Origin of the sequence: Streptomyces aureoversilis (assembly GCF_042657885.1) — a bacterium.
In the GTDB taxonomy this organism is placed as follows: domain Bacteria; phylum Actinomycetota; class Actinomycetes; order Streptomycetales; family Streptomycetaceae; genus Streptomyces; species Streptomyces aureoversilis.
This window is the reverse complement of the sequence record NZ_JBHSKJ010000013.1, coordinates 35,799-57,941: the sequence shown is the minus strand read 5'-3', so window position 1 is coordinate 57,941 and position 22,143 is coordinate 35,799. Positions and strand designations below refer to the sequence as shown.

The 22,143-nt window shown below is 71.2% G+C and carries 18 protein-coding genes; 7 read left to right on the top strand and 11 right to left on the bottom strand.

Features of this window, described 5'->3' with window-relative positions; translation table 11 throughout:
* Positions 1 to 80: 80 nt before the first annotated feature.
* Positions 81 to 1,844, bottom strand: a complete 1,764-nt coding sequence (aspS, locus tag ACFPP6_RS22630; protein WP_382045302.1) for an aspartate--tRNA ligase — start codon at positions 1,842 to 1,844, stop codon at positions 81 to 83.
* A 177-nt stretch (positions 1,845 to 2,021) separates the two neighbouring features.
* Here aspS and ACFPP6_RS22625 point away from each other — a divergent pair, with 177 nt between their 5' ends.
* The gene (locus tag ACFPP6_RS22625) at positions 2,022 to 4,193 is read left to right on the top strand and encodes an ATP-binding SpoIIE family protein phosphatase (protein WP_382045299.1); all 2,172 of its coding nucleotides are present in this window, start codon (positions 2,022 to 2,024) and stop codon (positions 4,191 to 4,193) included.
* A 187-nt stretch (positions 4,194 to 4,380) separates the two neighbouring features.
* On the opposite strand, the gene ACFPP6_RS22620 is transcribed toward ACFPP6_RS22625, so the two are convergent.
* The gene (locus ACFPP6_RS22620; protein ID WP_382045296.1) at positions 4,381 to 5,328 is read right to left on the bottom strand and encodes a pirin family protein; all 948 of its coding nucleotides are present in this window, start codon (positions 5,326 to 5,328) and stop codon (positions 4,381 to 4,383) included.
* A gap of 174 nt (positions 5,329 to 5,502) precedes the next feature.
* Here ACFPP6_RS22620 and ACFPP6_RS22615 point away from each other — a divergent pair, with 174 nt between their 5' ends.
* Entirely contained in the window at positions 5,503 to 6,441 is a 939-nt protein-coding gene (locus ACFPP6_RS22615) for a trypsin-like serine peptidase (RefSeq protein ID WP_382045294.1), read from the top strand.
* Positions 6,442 to 6,479: 38 nt separating this feature from the next.
* Here the strand turns inward: ACFPP6_RS22615 and ACFPP6_RS22610 are convergent, their stop codons facing one another.
* A complete protein-coding gene (locus tag ACFPP6_RS22610; protein ID WP_058047424.1) occupies positions 6,480 to 6,953 on the bottom strand; it encodes an SseB family protein in 474 nt (157 codons plus the stop codon).
* A 131-nt stretch (positions 6,954 to 7,084) separates the two neighbouring features.
* Here ACFPP6_RS22610 and ACFPP6_RS22605 point away from each other — a divergent pair, with 131 nt between their 5' ends.
* From ACFPP6_RS22605 to ACFPP6_RS22590, 4 genes are all read left to right on the top strand, one after another.
* Positions 7,085 to 8,911 carry an acyl-CoA dehydrogenase gene (locus tag ACFPP6_RS22605; RefSeq protein WP_382045290.1) on the top strand — a complete coding sequence of 609 codons (1,827 nt, stop codon included), beginning with the start codon at positions 7,085 to 7,087 and terminating at the stop codon, positions 8,909 to 8,911.
* A gap of 153 nt (positions 8,912 to 9,064) precedes the next feature.
* Positions 9,065 to 10,357, top strand: coding sequence for a M18 family aminopeptidase (locus tag ACFPP6_RS22600; protein WP_382045287.1), 1,293 nt, complete (start codon positions 9,065 to 9,067; stop codon positions 10,355 to 10,357).
* Between the two features lie 4 nt (positions 10,358 to 10,361).
* On the top strand, positions 10,362 to 10,970 hold the full coding sequence (locus ACFPP6_RS22595) for a DUF4232 domain-containing protein (protein ID WP_382045285.1): 609 nt from the start codon (positions 10,362 to 10,364) through the stop codon (positions 10,968 to 10,970).
* Positions 10,971 to 11,056: 86 nt separating this feature from the next.
* Entirely contained in the window at positions 11,057 to 11,287 is a 231-nt protein-coding gene (locus tag ACFPP6_RS22590; RefSeq protein ID WP_382045283.1) for a DUF6458 family protein, read from the top strand.
* 48 nt (positions 11,288 to 11,335) lie between these two features.
* Here the strand turns inward: ACFPP6_RS22590 and ACFPP6_RS22585 are convergent, their stop codons facing one another.
* Positions 11,336 to 13,150, bottom strand: coding sequence for an NHL domain-containing thioredoxin family protein (locus tag ACFPP6_RS22585; protein WP_382045280.1), 1,815 nt, complete (start codon positions 13,148 to 13,150; stop codon positions 11,336 to 11,338).
* Between the two features lie 110 nt (positions 13,151 to 13,260).
* Complete coding sequence (locus ACFPP6_RS22580; RefSeq protein WP_382045278.1) at positions 13,261 to 14,040, bottom strand: carbon-nitrogen family hydrolase; 780 nt, start codon at positions 14,038 to 14,040, stop codon at positions 13,261 to 13,263.
* Positions 14,041 to 14,163: 123 nt separating this feature from the next.
* Between ACFPP6_RS22580 and ACFPP6_RS22575 the strand changes: the two genes are divergently transcribed.
* Positions 14,164 to 14,994, top strand: a complete 831-nt coding sequence (locus tag ACFPP6_RS22575) for a maleylpyruvate isomerase family mycothiol-dependent enzyme (protein WP_382045275.1) — start codon at positions 14,164 to 14,166, stop codon at positions 14,992 to 14,994.
* Between the two features lie 19 nt (positions 14,995 to 15,013).
* Here ACFPP6_RS22575 and ACFPP6_RS22570 read toward each other — a convergent pair whose 3' ends face one another.
* From ACFPP6_RS22570 to pdhA, 6 genes are all read right to left on the bottom strand, one after another.
* Positions 15,014 to 16,318 carry an MFS transporter gene (locus tag ACFPP6_RS22570; protein ID WP_382045272.1) on the bottom strand — a complete coding sequence of 435 codons (1,305 nt, stop codon included), beginning with the start codon at positions 16,316 to 16,318 and terminating at the stop codon, positions 15,014 to 15,016.
* 19 nt (positions 16,319 to 16,337) lie between these two features.
* Positions 16,338 to 17,009 (bottom strand): GntR family transcriptional regulator, encoded by a 672-nt coding sequence (locus tag ACFPP6_RS22565; protein ID WP_382045269.1) that lies wholly within the window; start codon positions 17,007 to 17,009, stop codon positions 16,338 to 16,340.
* A 115-nt stretch (positions 17,010 to 17,124) separates the two neighbouring features.
* Entirely contained in the window at positions 17,125 to 17,955 is an 831-nt protein-coding gene (locus ACFPP6_RS22560; RefSeq protein ID WP_382045268.1) for a helix-turn-helix transcriptional regulator, read from the bottom strand.
* Between the two features lie 262 nt (positions 17,956 to 18,217).
* On the bottom strand, positions 18,218 to 19,648 hold the full coding sequence (locus ACFPP6_RS22555) for a dihydrolipoamide acetyltransferase family protein (protein ID WP_382045265.1): 1,431 nt from the start codon (positions 19,646 to 19,648) through the stop codon (positions 18,218 to 18,220).
* Positions 19,649 to 19,671: 23 nt separating this feature from the next.
* A complete protein-coding gene (locus ACFPP6_RS22550) occupies positions 19,672 to 20,652 on the bottom strand; it encodes an alpha-ketoacid dehydrogenase subunit beta (protein ID WP_382045264.1) in 981 nt (326 codons plus the stop codon).
* Entirely contained in the window at positions 20,652 to 21,803 is a 1,152-nt protein-coding gene (gene pdhA / locus ACFPP6_RS22545; RefSeq protein WP_058047413.1) for a pyruvate dehydrogenase (acetyl-transferring) E1 component subunit alpha, read from the bottom strand. The genes ACFPP6_RS22550 and pdhA overlap by 1 nt, the downstream gene beginning before the upstream one ends.
* Positions 21,804 to 22,143: the final 340 nt, after the last annotated feature.

Sequence of the window (22,143 nt, the reverse complement as noted above, 5' to 3'; positions counted from 1 at the left end):
CGGCGGAACGACGGAACGCCCGAGCCCCCGCGCCGAGGAGACGGCGCGGGGGCTCGGTGACGTACGGACGTACCGGAGGACTACTTGACGACCGGCTTGCGGATCGACAGGTGGAGCTCCTTCAGGCGGGCCTCGTCGACCTCGCTCGGGGCACCCATCAGCAGGTCCTGCGCGTTGCCGTTGAGCGGGAAGGCGATGGTCTCGCGGATGTTCGGCTCGTCGGCCAGGAGCATCACGATGCGGTCGACGCCCGGGGCGATGCCGCCGTGCGGCGGGGCGCCGAACTTGAAGGCGCGCAGCATGCCGCCGAACTCCTTCTCGACCTCCTCCTTGCTGTAACCGGCGATCTCGAACGCCTTGTACATGACGTCGGGCTCGTGGTTGCGGATGGCGCCGGAGGACAGCTCGGTGCCGTTGCAGACGATGTCGTACTGCCAGGCCAGGATGTCCAGCGGGTCCATCGTGTTCAGCGCCTCCAGGCCGCCCTGCGGCATGGAGAAGGGGTTGTGCGAGAACTCGATCTGACCGGTGTCCTCGTTCTTCTCGAACATCGGGAAGTCGACGATCCAGCAGAAGCGGAAGACGTTCTCCTCGAACTGGCCGGCGCGCTTGGCGGCCTCGACGCGCACGGCGCCCATGATCTTGGAGACCTCGTCGAACTCGCCCGCGCCGAAGAAGATCGCGTGGCCGGGCTCCAGGCCGAGGCGCTCGACGAGGGCCTTGACGTTCTCCTCGGTGAGGAACTTCGCGATCGGGCCGGTGAGGGCGTTCCCCTCGCCGACGCGGACCCAGGCAAGGCCCTTCGCGCCCTGCTCGACCGCGTAGTCGCCGAGGCCGTCGAAGAACTTGCGCGGCTGGTCGCCGGTGGCCGGGACGGCCAGCGCGCGGACGTGCTTGCCGGCGAAGGCCTTGAACTCCGAGCCCTCGAAGACGTCGGAGACGTCGGTGAGCTCCAGCTTGGCGCGCAGGTCCGGCTTGTCGGAGCCGTACTTGAGCATGGCCTCGCGGAAGGGGATCCGCGGGAAGGGCGAGGTGACGTGGCGGCCGTTGCCGAACTCCTCGAAGAGGTCGGTCATGACCTTCTCGATGACCTGGAAGACGTCCTCCTGCTCGACGAAGGACATCTCCACGTCGAGCTGGTAGAACTCGCCCGGCGAGCGGTCGGCGCGGGCGTCCTCGTCGCGGAAGCACGGCGCGATCTGGAAGTAGCGGTCGAAGCCGGCGATCATCAGCAGCTGCTTGAACTGCTGCGGGGCCTGCGGCAGGGCGTAGAACTTGCCGGCGTGCAGACGGGACGGCACCAGGAAGTCGCGCGCGCCCTCGGGGGAGGTGGCGGACAGGATCGGGGTGGCCAGCTCGTTGAAGCCGAGGTTGGTCATCTTCTCGCGGATGGAGGAGATGACGGCCGAGCGCAGCATGATGTTGCTGTGCATGCGCTCGCGGCGCAGGTCGAGGAAGCGGTACTCGAGGCGGCGCTCCTCGTTCACCCCGTCCTCGGCGTTGATGGTGAAGGGCAGCGGCTCGGCGGCGCCCAGGACCTCGACGGCGGTGACCTCGACCTCGATCTCACCGGTGGGGAGCTCGGGGTTGACGTTGTCGGCACCGCGGCTGACGACCTTGCCGTCGATGCGGACGACCGTCTCCTTGGTGAGGTGGCTCAGGGCCTCGTTGGCGGGGGTGCCGGGACGGGCCACGAGCTGCACCAGGCCGTGGTGGTCGCGGAGGTCGATGAAGAGGATGCCGCCCAGGTCGCGCCGATTGTGCAGCCAGCCACTCAGTCGCACGTCGGTGTCGACGTCAGCCGCACGGAGCTCGCCGCAGGTGTGGGACCGGTACCGATGCATCGTTCATCCAAGTCGTGATCGAGGGCGTGGGCTAGCGTGCCTACGGCACAGGGCTCGTACCTGCGGCACAGGGCTAGCGTGCATACAACACGGGAGCAAGGGTACTGCGCGCTTGTGAAGATCCGCCCACCGTACCTTCGGTGGTACCCATTGCGTAGACCTGCATAAAGTGGGGCAATGCGCACCGAGGACGTACTGGCCGCCACCGCGACCGGCCTGTGGCACTGGGACGACGCCACGCGCATCGCCACCTTCGACGCCGAGGCCGCCCGGCTGCTGGGGCTCCCGGCCACCCGTACGGAGCTGACGGACACCGCCACCAGGGCCCGCTTCCACGCGGTGGACTGGGTGGAGTTCCAGGGCATCATCAGCCTGGCCGTGGCGGAGGGCATCCTCGTCGAGGCGCGGCTGCGGGTCGTGGACGACGAGGGACGGGTCCTGCGGACGGTGCGCACCCGGAGCCGTCCGCAGTTGCGGGCCGCGGTGGCCGGGCGGATGGATTTCGTCCTGGTCGGCACGGTGCAGGAGGTGCCGGAGCCGCAGTCGGGGTCGGCGGCGCGGACGACCGTCACGGGCGACTGGCGGCGCAACCGGGAGGCGTTCCTGCTGGACGCCGGGCGTGCGCTCGCGGAGGCCCGCTCCACCGCCGAGGTGCTGCGGGTGGCCGCGGGGCTGTCGATGCCGGGCTTCGAGCCGTCGGGGCTCGCGGTCTTCAGCGGGGAGGGCAGCCGGGTCCGGGTGATCGGGCACCACGGGTACGCGCCGGGCAGTGCAGAACCGTTTCTGGACCTGCCCATGGACGCCGCCTACCCCGCCGCCGAGGTCATCCGCACCGGCCGGGCCATCTACCTGCCCGCCCCCGAGGACTACCGGCGCCGCTTCCCCGAGGCCTGGAACGACGTCGCGCACTTCGGACGGCAGTCCTGGGCGTTCCTGCCGCTGATCAACGCGGGACAGATCATCGGGGCGTGGATGGCCGGATTCAGCGTGCCGGTGTCCTTCAGCCCCGACGAGCGGTCCGTGCTCACCACGGTGGCCCGGATGCTCGCCCAGGCCCTGAGCCGGGCCAGCGTGCACGAGTCCGAGCGCGAACTGACCGTCGGCCTGCAGCGGTCCATGATGCCCACCCTGCAGCAGGACATCCCCGGCATGGCCGTCGCCGCGCGCTACATCCCCACCGGCGGCGGACTGGAGGTCGGCGGCGACTGGTACGACATGATCCCGCTCCCCCTCGGCCGGATCGCGCTCGTCATCGGCGACGTCCAAGGACACGACGTACGGGCCGCCGGGCTCATGGGCCAGCTCCGGATCGCCCTGCGCGCCTACGCCTCCGAAGGCCACCACCCCGACGCGGTCCTCTCCCGCGCCTCCCGCTTCCTGGCCGGGATCAACGCCTCCGAGACCGAGGGCGACGAGGCCGAGCCGCGCTTCGCCACCTGCCTGTACATCGAGGTCGACCCCGAGAGCGGGCGGCTCGACATCGCCCGGGCCGGCCACCCCAACCCGGCCATCCGGCTCGGCGACGGCACGATGCTCGTCCGCAACACCGCGGGCGGGCTGCCGCTCGGCATCGACCCCGACACCGACTACCCCACGACGCGGCTCGTCCTCGAACCCGGCGAGACGATGATCGTCTGCACGGACGGGCTGATCGAGACCGGCGGCCACGACCTGGACAGCGGGTGGGACCGGCTGCGCGGCGTCATCGAAGGACAGCCCCTGGACCTGACGGGGACCTGCCCCGACGGCGGGCCGGACGGCGACCTGGAGGCCCTCGCCGACGCCCTCGTCCAGGCCGTCCACGGCCCCTCCTCCCACTACACGACCGGCCCGCTCCTGGACCGGCGCGAGGACGACATCGCCGTCCTCCTGCTCGCCCGCGCCGTCGGCCCGGCCGGCGCCGGGCCCGCGGCCGGGCCCGCGGCCGTGCAGCGGCCCGTACGGCGCACCGTCCTCACCATCGCCCAGGCCGAACCGGATCGCATCGCCGAGGCGCGGCAGCAGGTCCGGGACCTCATGCACGACTGGCCGGACGAGGAGCAGACCGACTCCGCCGTCCTCATGGTCTCGGAGATGGTCACCAACGTCCTCGTCCACACGGACGGGGACGCGGTGCTGATCGCCCGGATCACCGGCGACCCGGGTGCGCGGTGCGTCCGCGTCGACGTCTCGGACAGCAGCGACGAACTGCCGCACCGGCGCCACCCCGGGGAGATGGCCTCGTCGGGACGCGGCCTGGTGCTGATGGAGATCCTGGCCGGGGCGTGGGGGGTGGACCCGCGGGGCGAGGGCAAGAACATCTGGTTCGAACTGTACGAGAAGGAGGGGGCGGGGGTGACGGTGGGCTAGCGCGGCCGGGCCGCGGAGCCCCAATCCACTCCGCCGCGGCGGCGGGCAACCACCGACGGGGTGCCCGGCAGTGCCGTCCGTACCTCAGGCAGGCTCGGCACCGCCGGAATCCGCCGCGGGGGCTGAGCGCCGCCGCGGCGGATTCTTGGGTGCAAGCACCCGTACCCCGATCGCCCCCTGGCAAGGGCTACGCCGCCGGGATCACGCCCAGGCGCCCCGCCTGGTAGTCGTCGAAGGCCTGGGCCAGTTCGGCGTGGGTGTTCATGACGAACGGCCCGTAGTGCTGCATCGGTTCGCGGATCGGCAGTCCGCCGAGCAACACGACCTCGAAGTTCTCCGTCCGGGACTCCTGCTTGCGGTCGGCCCGGATGGTGACCGAGTCGCCCTGCCCGAAGACGACCGTCTGCCCCATCGCGAAGGGCCGCCCCTCGGCGCCCGCCGACCCGTGCCCGGCGAGCCCGTAGGCCAGGGCGTTGAAGTCGGTGCGCCACGGGAGCGTCAGCTCCGCGCCGGGGCTCACGGAGGCGTGGATCATCGTGATGGGCGTGTGCGTCGCACCGGGCCCCTCGTGCCCGGCCACGTCACCGGCGATCAGCCGGACCAGCGACCCGCCGTCCTCGGAGGCCAGCAGCCTGACGCTGCCCCCGCGGATGTCCTGGTACTTCGGGGCGATCATCTTGTCCTCGCGGGGCAGGTTCACCCACAGCTGGAGCCCGTGGAAGAGGCCTCCGCTGGTGACGAGCTCCTCCGGCGGCGTCTCGATGTGCAGCAGCCCGGAGCCGGCCGTCATCCACTGCGTGTCGCCGTCGGTGATGACGCCACCGCCGCCGTGCGAGTCGCGGTGGATGAAGGTGCCGTCGATGATGTAGGTCACCGTCTCGAACCCGCGGTGCGGGTGCCAGGGGGTGCCCTTGGGCTCGCCGGCGGCGTAGTCCACCTCGCCCATCTGGTCCATCATGATGAACGGGTCGAGGTACTTGTAATTGATCCCCGCGAAGGCCCTGCGCACGGGGAATCCCTCGCCCTCGAAACCCGCCGGAGCCGTGCCGACGTACAGCACCGGCCGCTGCGGGGCGCCCGCCGGGGCGGAAACCCGCGGCAGGGTCAACGGGTTCTCGACGGTCACTGCTGGCATGACGACCTCCTCGGTTCGTTCACCGTTCAATTTAGTTGAAGGATGAACAACCTGCAAGGACCCCCGCATTCCCGCGGCGGATGCCGAGGCGGATCCCGGCACGACGGATCCCACGACGGCCCCCATGACGGATCCGCACGATCGCCCTCGCCGCCGGTCATGGACACTGGATCAATGCGCCAGAACGCCACCGGCCCCCGCCCGGCCGCCGTCACCGCCTTCGTCGCCGCGGTCGTGGCGCTGGCCGGACTCGGCGTCGTCGTGGCGAACCACGGCCTCGCGACGGACTCCCCGGTGGCCGACGGCGACGCCTCAGGCCACTTCGCCCAGCCGAAGGCGCAAGGCGACGAGACCGCGGAGGCGATGCGTTCGGCCGTCCGCACCGAGAGGAACACGGCCCCGCTCAAGCCCGCGGGCAGCGGCAGGACCGACCCGCTCCCCGCCTCCGAGCCCCTGCGCGCCACGGAGGCCCCGGCCTCCCCCGCCGTCGGGCCGCTGTTCTACACGGGCCAGGGCGAGCCCGGGCACGGCTGCAGCGCGAGCGTCGTCCACAGCCCCGCGGGCGACCTGATCGTCACCGCCGCGCACTGCGTCTACCTGGACGGCTTCCGCACCGACATCGCCTTCGTGCCGGGCTACCGCGACGGCGTCGCCCCGTACGGCGTGTGGGTGCCGACGTCGGTGGACATCGCCCCGGAGTGGGCGGCCGACCGCGACCCGGACCACGACGTGGCGTTCCTGCGGGTGCGCCGGCCGGACGGGGACGGCAAGCCGATCGAGCAGGTCACGGGCGCGGAGCGCATACGCTTCCGGCCGCCGGCGGACCGCCCGGCGCGGGTGATCGGCTACCCCGTGGGCGAGGAGCGCCCGGTCTCCTGCCAGAACCGCACACAGGCCCACAGCCCCACCCAGCTCCGCTTCGACTGCGCGGGCATGCCCAACGGCACCAGCGGCGGCCCGTTCCTGACAGACGTCGACCCCGCGACCGGGCTGGGCACGATCAACGGGGTCGTGGGCGGTCACGAGGAGGGCGGCGACGAGGAGACGTCGTACAGCTCGTACTTCGGCGACGAGGCCGAGTCCCTCTACCGGCGGGCGACGGGCAAGGGCTGAGCCCGGAGCCCCGGCCGGGAGCCGGCGCCCCGCCGGCGTCAGCCGTAAAGCCTCCGCATCGTGAAGTCCACCATCTGCTCGACCGCCTTCGCGTCGAACACCATCCGGTGGTCGCCCTCGATGTCCAGCACGAAGCCGTAGCCCGTCGGCAGGAGGTCGATCACCTCCGCGCCCGTGATGACGAAGTACTTCGACTCCTTGCCCGCGTACCGCCGCAGCTCCTTCAGCGAGGTGAACATCGGGATCACCGGCTGCTGGGTGTTGTGGAGCGCGAGGAAGCCCGGGTTGTCGCCGCGCGGGCAGTAGACCTTCGACGTGGAGAAGACGGTCTGGAAGTCCTCCGCGGACATCGACCCCGTGGTGAAGGCCCGCACCGCGTCGGCGAGCGACGGAGGGGACGGCTCCGGGTAGAGCGGCTGTTCGCCGTAGACACCGGGACCGCCGGGTTGCTGCGGCGGCGGTGGCGGCGGCGCGTAGCCCTGCGTGCCCGCGTTCTGGTCGTAGCCGTACATGGCCCAAAGCGTAAAGGGTCACAGTCGGTCGAACAGGGGTTGCGTCTTATTACCGGTGGGTAGCATCATGCAGATTACTGCCCGGTACGTATTTGAGGGTTCGTCCTCCCAGTCACTACGGAGCCGTTGTCATGGGCCACTACAAGTCGAATCTCCGCGACATCGAGTTCAACCTCTTCGAGGTCCTCGGCCGCGACAAGCTGTACGGCTCCGGCCCGTTCGCGGAGATGGACGTCGAGACCGCCAAGGACATCCTGTCGGAGATCACGCGCCTCTCGGAGAACGAGCTGGCCGACTCCTTCGCGGACACCGACCGCAACCCCCCGGTCTTCGACCCCGAGACCAACACCGCCCCGATTCCGGACACCTTCAAGAAGAGCTACCAGGCGTACATGGACGCCGAGTGGTGGCGCCTTGGCATCCCGGAGGAGATCGGCGGCACCACCGCCCCGCGCTCGCTGATCTGGGCCTACGCCGAGTCCATCCTGGGTTCCAACCCGGCCATCTGGATGTACTCCTCGGGCCCGGCCTTCGCCGGCATCCTCTTCGACGAGGGCACCGAGCAGCAGAAGCACATTGCGAAGATCGCCGTGGAGAAGCAGTGGGGCTCCACCATGGTGCTGACCGAGCCCGACGCCGGCTCGGACGTGGGCGCCGGCCGCACCAAGGCTGTGCAGCAGGAGGACGGCTCCTGGCACATCGAGGGCGTGAAGCGCTTCATCACCTCGGGTGAGCACGACATGGCGGAGAACATCCTCCACTACGTCCTCGCCCGCCCCGAGGGCGCAGGCCCGGGCACCAAGGGCCTGTCCCTCTTCCTCGTGCCGAAGTACGAGTTCGACTTCGAGACCGGTGAGCTGGGCGAGCGCAACGGCGTCTACGCCACCAACGTCGAGCACAAGATGGGCCTGAAGGCGTCCAACACCTGCGAGATGACCTTCGGCGACAAGCACCCCGCCAAGGGCTGGCTCATCGGCGAGAAGCACGACGGCATCCGCCAGATGTTCATGATCATCGAGTTCGCCCGGATGATGGTCGGCACGAAGGCCATCGCCACCCTCTCCACCGGCTACCTCAACGCGCTGGAGTACGCCAAGGAGCGCGTGCAGGGCCCGGACCTGGCCAACTTCATGGACAAGACCGCGCCCAAGGTCACCATCACGCACCACCCCGACGTGCGCCGCTCGCTGATGACGCAGAAGGCGTACGCGGAGGGCATGCGCGCCCTCGTGCTCTACACCGCCTCCGTCCAGGACGAGATCATGGTCAAGGAGGCCGCGGGCGAGGACTCCAAGGCGCTGCACGGCCTCAACGACCTGCTCCTGCCGATCGTCAAGGGCTACGGCTCCGAGAAGTCCTACGAGCAGCTCGCCCAGTCGCTGCAGACCTTCGGCGGCTCCGGGTACCTGCAGGAGTACCCGATCGAGCAGTACATCCGCGACGCGAAGATCGACACCCTCTACGAGGGCACCACGGCGATCCAGGGCCAGGACTTCTTCTTCCGGAAGATCGTCCGTGACCAGGGTCAGGCCCTGAACACCCTCTCCGAGGAGATCAAGAAGTTCCTGGCCACCGAGGCCGGCGGCGAGGACCTGGCCGGCGCCCGCGGTGCGCTCGCCAAGGCCGCGGTGGACCTGGAGGCGATCGTCGGCAAGATGATCACCGACCTCACCGCCACCGGCGAGGACGTCAAGAACATCTACAAGGTCGGCCTGAACACCACCCGCCTGCTGCTGGCCTCCGGTGACGTCGTCGTCGCCTACCTGCTGCTCAAGGGCGCGGCCGTGGCCGCCGAGAAGCTCGACGGCGCCTCCGCCAAGGACAAGGCGTTCTACACCGGCAAGATCGCGGCGGCGAAGTTCTTCACGACCGACGTCCTGCCGCGCGTCTCCGTCGAGCGCGCGCTCGCCGAGGCCGTCGACAACTCCCTCATGGAGCTGGACGAGGCCGCGTTCTGATCCGACGGATCCGACAGGTCCGACGGATCTGACAGGTCCGATGGATCTGACAGGTCTGGCGGAAAAGGGCTGTTGAGACCCGTGTGAACGATGGGGCAAGAGCCCGGGCGTAAACCAGCGCCCGGCTCTTGCCCTGATCCTTATTCTGGGCGCATGAGCTCTGCGCACCGCTTCGACCGCGGCCACACCGACGACCTGATGTCCTTCCTCGCCGCCAGTCCCTCCCCGTACCACGCGGTGGCCAACACCGCGGAGCGGCTGGAGAAGGCGGGCTTCCGTCAGGTCGCAGAGACCGACGCGTGGGACGGCACGACCGGCGGCAAGTACGTGACGCGCGGTGGCGCGATCATCGCCTGGTACGTCCCGGAGGGCGCGACGCCCGCCACCCCCTTCCGGATCGTCGGTGCGCACACCGACTCCCCCAACCTGCGCGTGAAGCCGCTGCCGGACACCGGTGCGGCGGGCTGGCGCCAGGTCGCCGTCGAGCTCTACGGCGGCACGCTGCTCAACACCTGGCTGGACCGCGACCTCGGGCTCTCCGGCCGGGTCTCCCTGCGGGACGGAAGCCACCGGCTCGTCAACGTGGACCGGCCGCTGCTGCGCGTACCGCAGCTCGCCATCCACCTCGACCGCGGCGTCAACCAGGATGGCCTCAAGCTCGACAAGCAGCGCCACATGACCCCGGTCTGGGGCCTGGGCGAGCCGCGCGAGGGGGACCTGATCCGCTTCGTCGCGCAGGAAGCGGGACTGGCCGCCGAGGACGTCACCGGCTGGGACCTGATGGTCCACAGCGTCGAGCCGCCGGCCTACCTCGGCCGCGACCAGGAGCTCCTCGCCGGCCCGCGCATGGACAACCTGCTGTCCGTGCACGCCGGTACGGCCGCGCTGATCGCCGCCGTCGGCTCCGAGGGGCTGCCCTGCATCCCGGTGCTGGCCGCCTTCGACCACGAGGAGAACGGCAGCCAGTCCGACACCGGCGCCGAGGGCCCGCTGCTCGGAAACGTGCTGGAACGATCCGTCTTCGCACGTGGCGGGACGTACGAGGACAAGGCCCGCGCCTTCGCCGGCACGATCTGCCTCTCCTCCGACACCGGCCACGCCGTCCACCCCAACTACTCCGAGCGCCACGAGCCCGGCCACCACCCGGTGCCCAACGGCGGCCCGATCCTGAAGGTGAACGTCAACCAGCGCTACGCCACGGACGGCAGCGGCCGGGCCGTCTTCGCCGCCGCCTGCGAGCGCGCGGGCGTGCCCTGGCAGCACTTCGTCTCCAACAACTCCATGCCGTGCGGCACCACCATCGGTCCCATCACCGCGGCCCGGCACGGCATCGCCACCGTCGACATCGGCGTGGCCTGCCTGTCCATGCACTCGGCGCGGGAGCTGTGCGGCGCGGACGACCCGTTCCTGCTGGCCGCGGCGCTCACCTCCTTCCTCGAAGGCTGAGGCCGTGCGGCACGGACGTGCGCTGCGCCTCGCGGGCGCAGCGCTCACCGTCACCGCCGCCCTCGGCCTCACGGCCTGCGGCGGCGACGGTGGCAAGGACGACGACAAGCCGGCGACGAGCCCGTTCCGCGCCGCCGGGACGCCCGCCCCGGACGACGACAAGCCCCAGGACGACGACAAGCCCCAGGACAAGGGCGACGCCTGCGGCCCCGGCGACCTGACGGTCGAGGCCCGCAAGGCGCCGGGCGGCCGTCTCCTGCTGGTGGCGACGAACACCGGCGGAAAGCCCTGCACCGCCTACGGCTTCCCGTTCCTGCGCTTCGACCAGGACCAGGCGACGGCGGGCGTCGGGGAGGAGTCCAAGCCGAAGGCGCCGGTGAAGGTCGCGCCCGGGAAGGCGGCGTACGCGGGGGTCACGCCCACTGCGGCGGACGGTTCGGGCGGTCCCGGACGCGACGTCAAGAAGCTGTCGGTGACCTTCCAGACGGCGGGCGGCGACCCGCTGCCGGGCGACCCGGCGGCGCCGGCCCTGCCGGGCGGTTCGCTGCACGTCGACGACCAGGCCCGCGCCACGTACTGGGTGGACGGCGAGGCCGCCGCGCTCAAGGGCTGAGGGCTCCGGCCGATTGGCCGTTCCGGTGCGGGGTAGGCGCATGCGTGCCGGCACCGGAACGGCCAATCGATTCGGAGGCTTCAGCCATGGGCATGGGATGGTGCATCGGTCTGATCGGGATCGGGGCGATCCTCACCTTCGCGGTGGACTGGCACGTCGACGGGATGAACCTCCCCTTGGTGGGGCTGATCCTGATGGCGGTGGGGATCATCGGCACGTGCGCGTACGTGAGCATCTACAAACGCCGTCAGACGCAGCCGCCGCGCCCGGGCGCGCACGTGGTCGAGGTCGAGGAGGACCACCGCTTCACGCGGTGATCCGCACCTGCTGCAAAGGTGATCCTCTTGTAAAGAAGACAGCCGCCGTCAGCCGTCCAGGCCCGCCAGCACCAGCGGCAGCCGGTCCGCGCCGCCCTCGGTGATCCGCACCGGGACGCCCCAGTCCTGCTGGTGCATGTGGCACGCCGGGTACTCGTTCTCCGGGTCGTCGTCGCAGGACGCCGCCATCGCGGAGACGTGCAGCACGCCTTCCGTCACGGTCTCCCCCAGCACCAGGTCCCGGCCGAGGTCCGTGCCCTGGCCCGAGCCCTCCGCGAGGAGCTCCGGCGGGGTGGAGCTGACGAGCAGGCGCGTGGAGGGGCCGTAGCGCGTGTCGAGCTTCTGGCCGGCCGGGGCCTGGAAGACGACGTCCAGCCGCAGCCGCCCGGGGGCGACGTCCGTGGCGGCGCGCTGCGTGCGGTGGGCCACGGACTCGACCCGTACGGCCTCCTCGGGCAGGCGCAGCCGGGTGAGCCGGTGCCGGGCGGACTCGACGACGACGATTTCGTCGCCGGCGAGGACCGCGGCGGAGGGCTCCCGCAGGTCGGTCGCGAGGGTGGTGACCTCGCCGGTCGCCGGGTCGTAGCGGCGCAGGGCGTGGTTGTAGGTGTCGGAGACGGCCACGGAGCCGTCGGGCAGGGCGGTGACGCCGAGGGGGTGCTGGAAGAGCGCCTGTGCGGCGTCCCCGTCGCGGTGGCCGAAGTCGAAGAGACCGGTGCCGACGGCCGTACGGACGGCGAAGCCGTCCCCGTCGCGCTCGACGTACCGCAGCGCGGACGTCTCGGAGTCGGCGACCCACAGGCGGTCCCCGGCCGCGGCGAGCCCGGACGGCTGGGCGAACCATGCCTCGTGCGCGGGCCCGTCGACGAGCCCCTCGTTGGTCGTGCCGGCCGCCACCTCGACCGTGCCGGTCCGCGGGTCGTACGTCCACAGCTGGTGCACGCCGGCCATGGCGATCCACAGCCGGTCGGCGAACCAGGCGACGTCCCAGGGGGAGGAGAGGGAGACCTCGTGTGCGGGGCCGGAGGTGGGCTGTCCCTGCATCCACTGGCGCCCGGTGCCGGCGATGGTCTCGACGGCGCCCGTCTGCAGGTCGTACGTCCGCAGGGCGTGGTTGACGGTGTCGGCGACGACGACCTTGCCTCCTTCGGGACCGGCGCCCGGCAGGAGCGCGAGGCCCTGCGGCTCGCTGAAGGAGCCGGCACCGAAGCCGCGCTCGCCGCTGCCGATGCGGCGGACGACCGTCTCGCCGTCGGCGGCCAGCTCGACCAGCTGGTGGCGCGTGGAGTCGGAGACGAGGAAGCCGCCGCCGGGCAGCACGACGGCCTTGCCGGGGAAGCGCAGGTCGGTGGCGACAGGCTCGGGGGCGACGTACGGGCCGTCGCCGCGGCGCAGCGTCCCCTTGGCCGCGTGCTCGGTCTCCAGCTCCTCGACGAGCTTCTCCAGGGCGTGCGCGTGGCCCTCGCCCGCGTGCTGGGCGACGACGTAGCCCTCGGGGTCGATCACGACGAGCGTGGGCCAGGCGCGCACGGCGTACTGCTTCCACGTGGCCAGCTCGGGGTCGTCGAGGACGGGGTGGTGGACCTCGTAGCGCTCGACGGCGTCGACGACGGCCTGGTGCTCGGCCTCGTGCACGAACTTCGGCGAGTGCACACCGATGATCACCACGGTGTCGCGGTGCTTCTCCTCCAGCTCGCGCAGCTCGTCCAGGACGTGCAGGCAGTTCACGCAGCAGAACGTCCAGAAGTCGAGGATGACGATGCGTCCTCGCAGGTCGGCGAGGGAGAGGTCGGTGTTGCCGGTGTTCAGCCAGCCGCCCTTGCCGATCAGTTCGGGGGCGCGGACGCGTGCTCGTGGGGCCATACACCCATCCAACAGCATCGGCCGCCGCGGCCATTCCCGCGTCCGGGGAATGACACGGGCCGTTCACGAACGGCCCGGAGTTGCGGCCCCGTACCGCACGTCCACGGGCGTCAGCGCCCGAGCACCCGGTCCTTCAGCGCCGGGAACTCCTCGCGGACCTTCGCGACCCTCACCGGGTCGAGGTCCACGGTGAGGACCTCCTCCCCGGGGCCCGCCTCCGCGACGGCCTCGCCCCAGGGGTCGAAGACGACGCTGTGGCCGGCCTGCTCGACGCCCGCGTGGGTGCCCGCCGTGCCGCAGGCGAGGACGTAGGACAGGTTCTCGACCGCCCGGGCGCGGGCCAGCAGCGTCCAGTGGTCGCGGCGCTTGGCGGGCCAGCCGGCCGGGACGACGAAGGTCTGCGCCCCGGCGTCGACCAGGGCCCGGAACAGCTCGGGGAAGCGCAGGTCGTAGCAGGTGGCCAGGCCGAGCGTGGTGTCCGGGAGGGGGAGGGTGACGGGCTCGGTGCCGGCGGTCATCAGGACGGCCTCGCCCTTGTCGAAGCCGAAGCGGTGGATCTTCCGGTACGTGCGGACGAGTTCGCCGGAGGGCGAGAAGACGAGGGAGGTGTTGCACAGCGCCCCGCCGGGGGCCTCCTCGACGATGGAACCGGCGTGCAGCCAGACCCCCGTGTCGCGCGCCGCGGCGGACATCGCGCGGGCCGTTGGGCCGTCCAACGGTTCCGCTGCGTCCGCGAACGACTCGAAGGCGAACGCCCCCACGTGCCACAGCTCCGGCAGGACGACGAGATCGCTGCCGGCCTGCTCGTGCACGAGCGCGGCGGCGCGGGCGCGCCGCTCGGCGGCCGGCTCCTGCGGATCGACGTTTATCTGAATCAGGGAAGCGCGCACGGTACCCACCACTCTCAGCACACGAAACCTCTGCCGGGTCGCCCGTGCGCAGCGTAACTTAACTGCAGAGCACCCAGACAGCACTTGCCCCGCACCCGCTGCCCAGCACGCCCGAGGGATCACGTGACCGTCCACCCGAATCTTCAGCCGGCCATCGACGCCTGGACCCACTCCATCGAAGCCATCAACGACCTGGTCAAACCGCTGGCCGAGAGCGACTGGAACCGGGCCACCGAGTGCCCGGGCTGGTCGGTGCGCGACGTCGTCTCGCACGTCATCGGCGTGGAGACCGAGATGCTGGGCGAGCCGCGGCCGATGCACACGCTGCCGCGCGACCTCTTCCACGTCACCGACGAGTTCTCCCGCTACAACGAGGTGCAGGTCGACGTGCGGCGCTGCCACACGGCCCTGGAGATGACCTCCGAGCTGGAGCTCGTCGTCATCCGCCGCTCCCGGCAGCTGCGCAACGAATCGCGCGGGCCGCAGACGGCGATCCGCTGGCCGCTCGGCTCCGGCAACGAACAGCCCCTCGAACGGGCCCTGGTGGTACGGGCCTTCGACGTATGGACGCACGAGCAGGACCTGCGGCGCGCCCTCGGCGCGCCCGGCAACCTCGACTCGCCCGCGGCCGTCATCTGCCGTGACTTCCTGCTGGGCGCCCTGCCGAAGGTCGTGGCCAAGGACGCGGGCGCGCCGCCCGGATCCGCGGTCGTCTTCGACGTGCACGGCCCGCTGGAGTTCCTGCGGACCGTGCGCGTCGACGCGCAGGGCCGGGGGAAGATCGACAGCAGTGTGTCGCTGGGCCCGACAGTCACGTTCGGGATGGACTGGGAGACGTACGCCCGGCTGGCGTGCGGCCGGGTGCATCCGGAGGCGGCGGCGGGGCGGATCAAGGTGGAGGGTGACGCGGAGCTCGCGGAGGCCGTCCTCCGCGAGTTCGCGATCACTCCCTAGGCGGACAGCGGCCGCCCGCTCACGCCGGTACGTGCACCGTCTCCACTCTCGACGCCACGATCCGCTCGCGCTCGCGCTGCTGCGCCCGGGTGCGCAGCCGCAGGATCTGCGACAGCCCCAGCGCCTCCAGGACGAAGACGGAGGCGAAGGCGACCCGGTAGTCGTCGCCGGTCGCGTCGAGCAGCACGCCCACGGCCAGGAGCGTCGTCATCGAGGCGATGAAGCCGCCCATGTTGACGATGCCGGAGGCGGTGCCCTGGCGCTCGGGCGGGTTGGCGGGGCGGGCGAAGTCGAAGCCGATCATCGAGGCGGGGCCGCACGCGCCGAGCACGAGGCACTCGGTCACCAGCAGCCACATGGGCGCGTGCGCGCCGGGCCAGCCGGCCACCGCCGCCCACACCAGCGCGGTCGCGGCGACCGTGCCGAGCGCGAGCGGCAGCCGGGCCGCGTGGTGGCGGGCGATGATCTGCCCGTAGACCAGGCCCACGGCCATGTTGGAGAGCACGACCAGGGTCAGCAGCAGCCCCGCGGTCTCCCGGGACAGGCCCTCCGCCTCGACGAGGAAGGGCATGCCCCACAGCAGCAGGAAGACCATCGCGGGGAACTGCGTCGTGAAGTGCACCCACATGCCGAGCCGGGTGCCGGGCTCGCGCCACGTCCGGACGATCTGCCGGCGAACGAAACCCTTGCCGCCGGCGGACGCGGTCGCGGGCGGCTCGTGGCCCTCCGGGTGGTCCTTCAGGAACAGCAGCATCAGGACGAGGGCGAGCACGCCAGCGGCCGCGCTGCCACCGAAGGTGGCGGTCCAGCCGGCCGCGTGCAGCAGCCGGGCCAGGAGCATCGTGGAAACGAGGTTGCCCGCCATGCCGAAGAGCGCCGCGACCTGCGCGATCAGCGGGCCGCGGCGGGCGGGGAACCAGCGGGCGCCCAGGCGCAGCACGCTGATGAACGTCATCGCGTCGCCGCAGCCGAGCAGGGCCCGGCTGGCCAGGGCCGTCCCGTAGGAGTGGGAGAGCGCGAAGGCGAACTGCCCGGCGGTGAACAGCACGGCGCCGAGGGCCAGCACCTTCTTGGTGCCCAGCCGGTCGACCAGCAGGCCGACGGGTATCTGCATGCCCGCGTAGACGAGCAGCTGGAGTATGGAGAAGGTGGACAGCGCGGAGGCGTTGATGTGGAAGCGCTCGGCGGCGTCGATCCCCGCCACGCCGAGGCTGGTGCGGAAGATGATCGCGACGAAGTACACCCCGACGCCGATCCCCCAGACGGCGACCGCGCGCCGTCCGCCGGGTGGGTCGCCGGGCAGCGCTGCGGCCCCCTGACTCATCGGTGGTCCCCCCGCTCGTTCATCGGATCTCGCCCCGGGCCAGGTTGCGCACCCAGCTGACGTGCTGGTCGATGACGGCGACGGCGCCCTCGGCGTCACCGGCGCGCAGGGCCTCGAGGATCTCGGTGTGCTCGCTGTGGTTCTTGGCGATGCGGTCGGGGTGGGCGTGCATCACGGCCACGCCCATCCGCAGCTGCCGGTCGCGCAGCTGGTCGTAGAGCCGGGAGAGGATCTGGTTGCCGGCGCTGCGCACGATCTCGGCGTGGAAGGCGCGGTCGCTGACGGAGACCGCGGCCAGGTCGCCGGCGGCGGCCTGGCGGGCCATGTCGTCGAGGAGTTCCTCCAGGCGGGCGATGAGCAGCGGGGAGGCGGGGACGGCCTTGGCCGCCGCGTACTTCTCCACCAGCAGCCGGGTCTCGACCACGTCCGCGATCTCCTGGGCGGAGACGGGCAGGACCAGGGCGCCCTTCTTCGGGTAGAGCTTGATCAGGCCCTCGGCCTCCAGGCGCAGCAGCGCCTCGCGCACGGGGGTCCGCGAGACCCCGGTGGCCTCGGCCAGGTCTCCCTCGGTGAGCAGCGTGCCGCCTTCGTAACGGCGGTGCAGGACGGCTTCCTTGACGTGCGCGTAGACGCGTTCGGCGGCGGGGGGCTGCTTGGTCCGCTGGAGCGGCACGGGCGGAGCGGTTGGCATGAGCACAGCTTAGATACAACATATATACGCAGAAAGAGGGGGTCCGCGATCCGGACAAGGGGCGTCCCGGCTTACGGTCCCGTCCAGCCGTCCCCGTGGTCCCGCCCGGCCGTTCTTACGGCGCCGTCCAGCCGTCCGCGGGCGTGATGAAGACGAACCTCAGGTCAGGACGCTGTATCGGCAACAGGACATGACTGGTCACCCGCACCTCCCGTCCACCGTGGAACGGCAGTTGCAGCCGGAAGACGTCGCCGTCGCGGTGCTCGACGACATCGTGCTCCTCGGACCAGATGCGCCGGCAGTCGGCGTCCGCGTCGAGGATGTCCCGCACGAGCGTGCGCAGTTCGGCGTTGCCGGGGTTGCTGTTGGCGGCGACGCGCAGCATGGCGAGGTAGGTGCGGGCGCAGGCGTCCTCCCAGTCGAGCATCTGCTCGCGGGCCTCGGGGTCGAGCAGCGCCCAGCGCATGAGATTGGCGCCGGGCCGGCGCACCCAGGGAAACCACTCGCCCATGAGGGAATTCGCCGCGACGATATTCCAGGCCACATCGGAGAGATAGGCGGGATAGGACACCTGCTGTTCCAGCAGGGCTTTGACGCCGTGCGGCAGATCACCCGAACCGCCCGGTTCGCGAGTGAGTCCGCCGGGCGGGCGGCGGCCGCAGACGGCGAGAAAGAGCGTGAGCGTCTCGGCCTCGCTCAGCCGCAGTGCGCGGGCGACCCGGAGCAGGAAATTCTCGGAGAAGTCCTGACGGCGGCCGGCCTCCAGCGCGCGGTACCAGCCTTCGCTCACTCCGGTGAGCCGGGCCACGTGGGCCTGGGAGAGACGGCGGCCGGGGCGCGGGAGGACACCGCGCAGCTCGGGGACGGTACGTGCGTCCACGCGCGCCCGCCAGGCGCGGAGAAGACGGCTGATGGATTCCCCGTCCACGTGGTCGGCGCCGTCCACGCGTCCTCCAATTCCGACACTGCAAGTGTTGGTCAATCTTAAGTAAATTGCGCCGCACGGGCTATTCCAGCCGCTGACCTGGATGGGATTCCCGAGGCCGCTCCGCATGACGGCAGAGGCCCGGACGCCGTTCTCTCTCCTCGCTGGAGGGGGGTGAGGAGGGGGGCGTCCGGGCCTTTTGTCGTTTCTGATTCAACTAATGGTTATTGCACCGGGCCATTGCACCGGGACCATTGCCCGGTGCGCCGTCCCGGGGGCGGTGTTATCCCCAGGTGATCAGCCGCTGCGGATTCTCGAGCACGGCGGCCGTGTCGGCCAGCACCTTCGAACCCAGCTCCCCGTCCACCAGGCGGTGGTCGAAGGAGAGCGCCAGCGTCGTCACCTGGCGCGGCTTGACCTTGCCCTTGTGCACCCACGGCTGCAGCTTGATCGCACCGACGGCCAGGATCGCCGACTCGCCCGGGTTGAGGATGGGCGTGCCGGTGTCGACGCCGAAGACGCCCACGTTGGTGATCGTGACCGTGCCGCCGGACATGGCCGCCGGGCTCGTCCTCCCCTCGCGGGCGGTCGCCACCAGCTCGGACAGCGCCGTGGACAGCTCGGGGAGCGTCTTGACGCCCGCGTCCTTGATGTTCGGCACGATCAGCCCGCGCGGCGTGGCCGCCGCGATGCCCAGGTTCACGTAGTCCTTGCGGACGATCTCCTGGTTGGCCTCGTCCCACGACGCGTTCACGTCCGGGTTCCGCTTGATCGCGACGAGGAACGCCTTCGCGACGAGCAGCAGCGGGTTGACCCGCAGACCCGCCATGTCGGGGTCGTCCTTGAGCTTCTGCACGAGCTTCATGGTGCGGGTCACGTCGACGGTGACGAACTCCGTGACATGCGGCGCGGTGAAGGCGCTCGCGACCATCGCCTGGGCGGTGGCCTTGCGCACGCCCTTGACCGGGATCCGCGTCTCGCGCGCGGCGAGGTCCGGCACGGCCGCGGGCACCCCCGCGACGGCCGCCGGCTCCTCCGCGACCGGGGCAGTCGCGGCCGAGGCGGCGGCGTGGACGTCCTCGCGGGTCACGATGCCGTCGGCACCGGACGGCACGACGGAGGCGAGATCGACCCCGAGGTCCTTGGCGAGCTTGCGCACGGGGGGCTTGGCGAGGGGACGGGCGCCGGCCGGTGCGGCGGGGGCGGGCTTCTCCGCCGCCGGAGCCGGGGCGGGGGCCGCGGCGGCGCTCCCGTTGAGCTCCGCCTGTATGGCGGCGGCCACCGGCTGGGCCGGAACGGCCTGCTTACGAGCGCGCCGCTTCGTGGACGACGGCGCCGCCCCGTAGCCGACGAGCACGGCCTGCCGCCCCTGCGGCTCCTCGGGCTCGGCGGCGGGCGCGGCCGGAGCCGCGGCCTGCTCCGGCGCGGCCGGAGCAGGACCCGCGCCGGGCTGGGTGTCCACCGAGATGATCACCTGGCCGACGTCGACCGTCGTCCCCTCGGGGAACCGCAGTTCGTGCACGACCCCGTCGAACGGGATCGGCAGCTCCACGGCGGCCTTGGCCGTCTCGACCTCGCACACCACCTGCCCGTCGGCGACGGTGTCGCCGGCGGCCACGTACCACTTGAGGATCTCGGCCTCGGTGAGCCCCTCGCCCACGTCGGGCATCTTGAACTCGCGGAAGCGCTGGTCGTTCGCGGTCCTTGCAGTCATGGTCACGACTCTCCTCAAACCCCTCAGTACGCCAGCGCGCGGTCGACGGCGTCGAGCACCCGGTCCAGACCCGGAAGGTACTCGTCCTCGAGCCGGGACGGCGGGTAGGGCGCGTGATATCCGCCGACCCGCAGGACCGGTGCCTCCAGGTGGTAGAAGCAGCGCTCCGTGATCCGGGCGGCGATCTCCGCACCGGTGCCCAGGAAGACCGGGGCCTCGTGGACGATGACCAGGCGGCGGGTGCGCTCCACGGACGCCTGGATCGCGTCGAAGTCGATGGGCGACATCGAGCGCAGGTCCAGGACCTCCAGGGACTTGCCCTCCTCCTCGGCCGCGGCCGCGGCCTCCAGACAGGTCTTCACCATCGGCCCGTAGGCGGCGAGGGTGAGGTCCGTGCCCGGGCGGGCGACGCGGGCGGCGTGCAGGGGGGCCGGGATGGCCTCCGTGTCGAGCTCGGACTTGTCGTGGTAGCGGCGCTTGGGCTCGAAGTAGATCACCGGGTCGTCGCTCTGGATGGCCTGCTGGAGCATCCAGTAGGCGTCCGAGGCGTTCGACGGGGAGACCACCTTCAGGCCCGCGACGTGGGCGAACAGCGTCTCGGGCGACTCGCTGTGGTGCTCGACGGCACCGATGGCGCCGCCGTAGGGGATGCGGATGACGACCGGCAGCTTGATCTTGCCGAGCGCGCGGGCGTGCATCTTGGCCAGCTGGGTGACGATCTGGTCGTACGCCGGGAAGACGAACCCGTCGAACTGGATCTCGACGACGGGGCGGTAGCCGCGCAGGGCCAGGCCGATCGCGGTGCCCACGATGCCGGACTCGGCGAGCGGGGTGTCGATGACCCGGTCCTCGCCGAAGTCCTTCTGCAGGCCGTCGGTGACGCGGAAGACGCCGCCGAGCTTGCCGACGTCCTCGCCCATGACGAGGACCTTGGGGTCGTTCTCCAGCGCGGTGCGCAGCGAGGCGTTGATCGCCTTGACGATGGAGAGCTTCTGGGCGGTCATCAGTGGCTCTCCTCGGCGAACGAAGCCTGGTAGGCGGCGAACTGGGCCCGCTCCTCGTCGACGAGGGCGTGGCCGTCGGCGTAGATGTTGTCGAAGATCGCCATGTCGTCGGGGTCCGGCATGGTGCGGACGCGGTCGCGCACGTGCTTGGCGAGCTCGTCGGACTCGGTCTCCAGGGCGGCGAAGAAGGCCTCGTCGGCGTGGCCCTCGCGCTCCAGGTACGCGCGCAGGCGCGCGATCGGGTCCTTGGCCTCCCACAGCTCGCGCTCCTCGTCGCGCCGGTAGCGCGTCGGGTCGTCGGAGGTGGTGTGGGCGCCCATGCGGTACGTGAAGGCCTCGATCAGCATCGGGCCCTGGCCGGTGCGGGCCCGGTCGAGGGCGGCCTTGGTGACGGCGAGGCAGGCGAGGACGTCGTTGCCGTCGACGCGGACGCCGGGGAAGCCGTAGCCCTGCGCGCGCTGGTAGAGCGGGACGCGGGTCTGCTTCTCGGTGGGCTCGGAGATGGCCCACTGGTTGTTCTGGCAGAAGAACACGACCGGGGCGTTGTAGACGGCCGCGAAGGTGAACGCCTCGGCCACGTCGCCCTGGCTGGAGGCGCCGTCGCCGAAGTAGGCGATGACGGCGGAGTCGGCGCCGTCCTTGGTGATCCCCATGGCGTAGCCGGTCGCGTGCAGCGCCTGCGAGCCGATGACGATCGTGTAGAGGTGGAAGTTGTTCTCGTTCGGGTCCCAGCCGCCGTTGTTCACGCCGCGGAACATGCCGAGCAGGTTGGTGGGGTCGACCCCGCGGCACCAGGCAACGCCGTGCTCGCGGTAGGTCGGGAAGACGTAGTCGTCGGGGCGGGTCGCCCGGCCGGAGCCGATCTGGGCGGCCTCCTGGCCCAGCAGGGAGGCCCACAGGCCCAGTTCGCCCTGGCGCTGCAGCGTGGTCGCCTCGGCGTCGAACCTGCGGGTCAGCACCATGTCGCGGTACAGGCCACGCAGTTCCTCGGCGGTCAGGTCGATGGAGTAGTCGGGGTGCTCGACCCGCTCGCCCTCCGGCGTCAGCAGCTGTACGAGCTCGGGTGCGCCCGCCGCCGCGGCGGTCTTGGCGCCGGCGCGCTTGCTGCCGCCGCGGCGCGGCTTGCGCGCGGCAGTGCTGTCCACAGTCACGTGTGCTCCTCCGTCTGTCCGGCCCCCGGGGTCGCCGGCGGCCAGAGGGGGTTCCCCCGCCGTGAGGCAGGAGAATGCTCGCTCGATCCCCGACGGCACACGGGGTGGGTGTGCCGAGGCCGGAACCGGGCGTGACAGGCGCCCCGGCGAAAGGCCTGCAATAAGCACGTTACCCAGAAGGCCGCATTCCTGCGAAACCCCGCCTGACCTGCAATTTTGCTTGGATTTCCAAGTAAATCGAGAAAGCGGGGCGACGCTCCTGGTCACGACCTTGTGAGCACAGCCCGTGCGGGCTGCCGGAACGACGGCACGTTATCCCGGAGGACAAGAGCAGGGGAAG

What these genes read in the sequence shown, in the direction of transcription:
- aspS (WP_382045302.1), bottom strand. Translation starts at nt 1,844, where the DNA reads ATGCATCGGTACCGGTCCCACACCTGCGGCGAGCTCCGTGCGGCTGAC.
- ACFPP6_RS22625 (WP_382045299.1), top strand. Translation starts at nt 2,022, where the DNA reads ATGCGCACCGAGGACGTACTGGCCGCCACCGCGACCGGCCTGTGGCAC.
- ACFPP6_RS22620 (WP_382045296.1), bottom strand. Translation starts at nt 5,328, where the DNA reads ATGCCAGCAGTGACCGTCGAGAACCCGTTGACCCTGCCGCGGGTTTCC.
- ACFPP6_RS22615 (WP_382045294.1), top strand. Translation starts at nt 5,503, where the DNA reads ATGCGCCAGAACGCCACCGGCCCCCGCCCGGCCGCCGTCACCGCCTTC.
- ACFPP6_RS22610 (WP_058047424.1), bottom strand. Translation starts at nt 6,953, where the DNA reads ATGTACGGCTACGACCAGAACGCGGGCACGCAGGGCTACGCGCCGCCG.
- ACFPP6_RS22605 (WP_382045290.1), top strand. Translation starts at nt 7,085, where the DNA reads ATGGGCCACTACAAGTCGAATCTCCGCGACATCGAGTTCAACCTCTTC.
- ACFPP6_RS22600 (WP_382045287.1), top strand. Translation starts at nt 9,065, where the DNA reads ATGAGCTCTGCGCACCGCTTCGACCGCGGCCACACCGACGACCTGATG.
- ACFPP6_RS22590 (WP_382045283.1), top strand. Translation starts at nt 11,057, where the DNA reads ATGGGCATGGGATGGTGCATCGGTCTGATCGGGATCGGGGCGATCCTC.
- ACFPP6_RS22585 (WP_382045280.1), bottom strand. Translation starts at nt 13,150, where the DNA reads ATGGCCCCACGAGCACGCGTCCGCGCCCCCGAACTGATCGGCAAGGGC.
- ACFPP6_RS22570 (WP_382045272.1), bottom strand. Translation starts at nt 16,318, where the DNA reads ATGAGTCAGGGGGCCGCAGCGCTGCCCGGCGACCCACCCGGCGGACGG.
- ACFPP6_RS22565 (WP_382045269.1), bottom strand. Translation starts at nt 17,009, where the DNA reads ATGCCAACCGCTCCGCCCGTGCCGCTCCAGCGGACCAAGCAGCCCCCC.
- ACFPP6_RS22555 (WP_382045265.1), bottom strand. Translation starts at nt 19,648, where the DNA reads ATGACTGCAAGGACCGCGAACGACCAGCGCTTCCGCGAGTTCAAGATG.
- ACFPP6_RS22550 (WP_382045264.1), bottom strand. Translation starts at nt 20,652, where the DNA reads ATGACCGCCCAGAAGCTCTCCATCGTCAAGGCGATCAACGCCTCGCTG.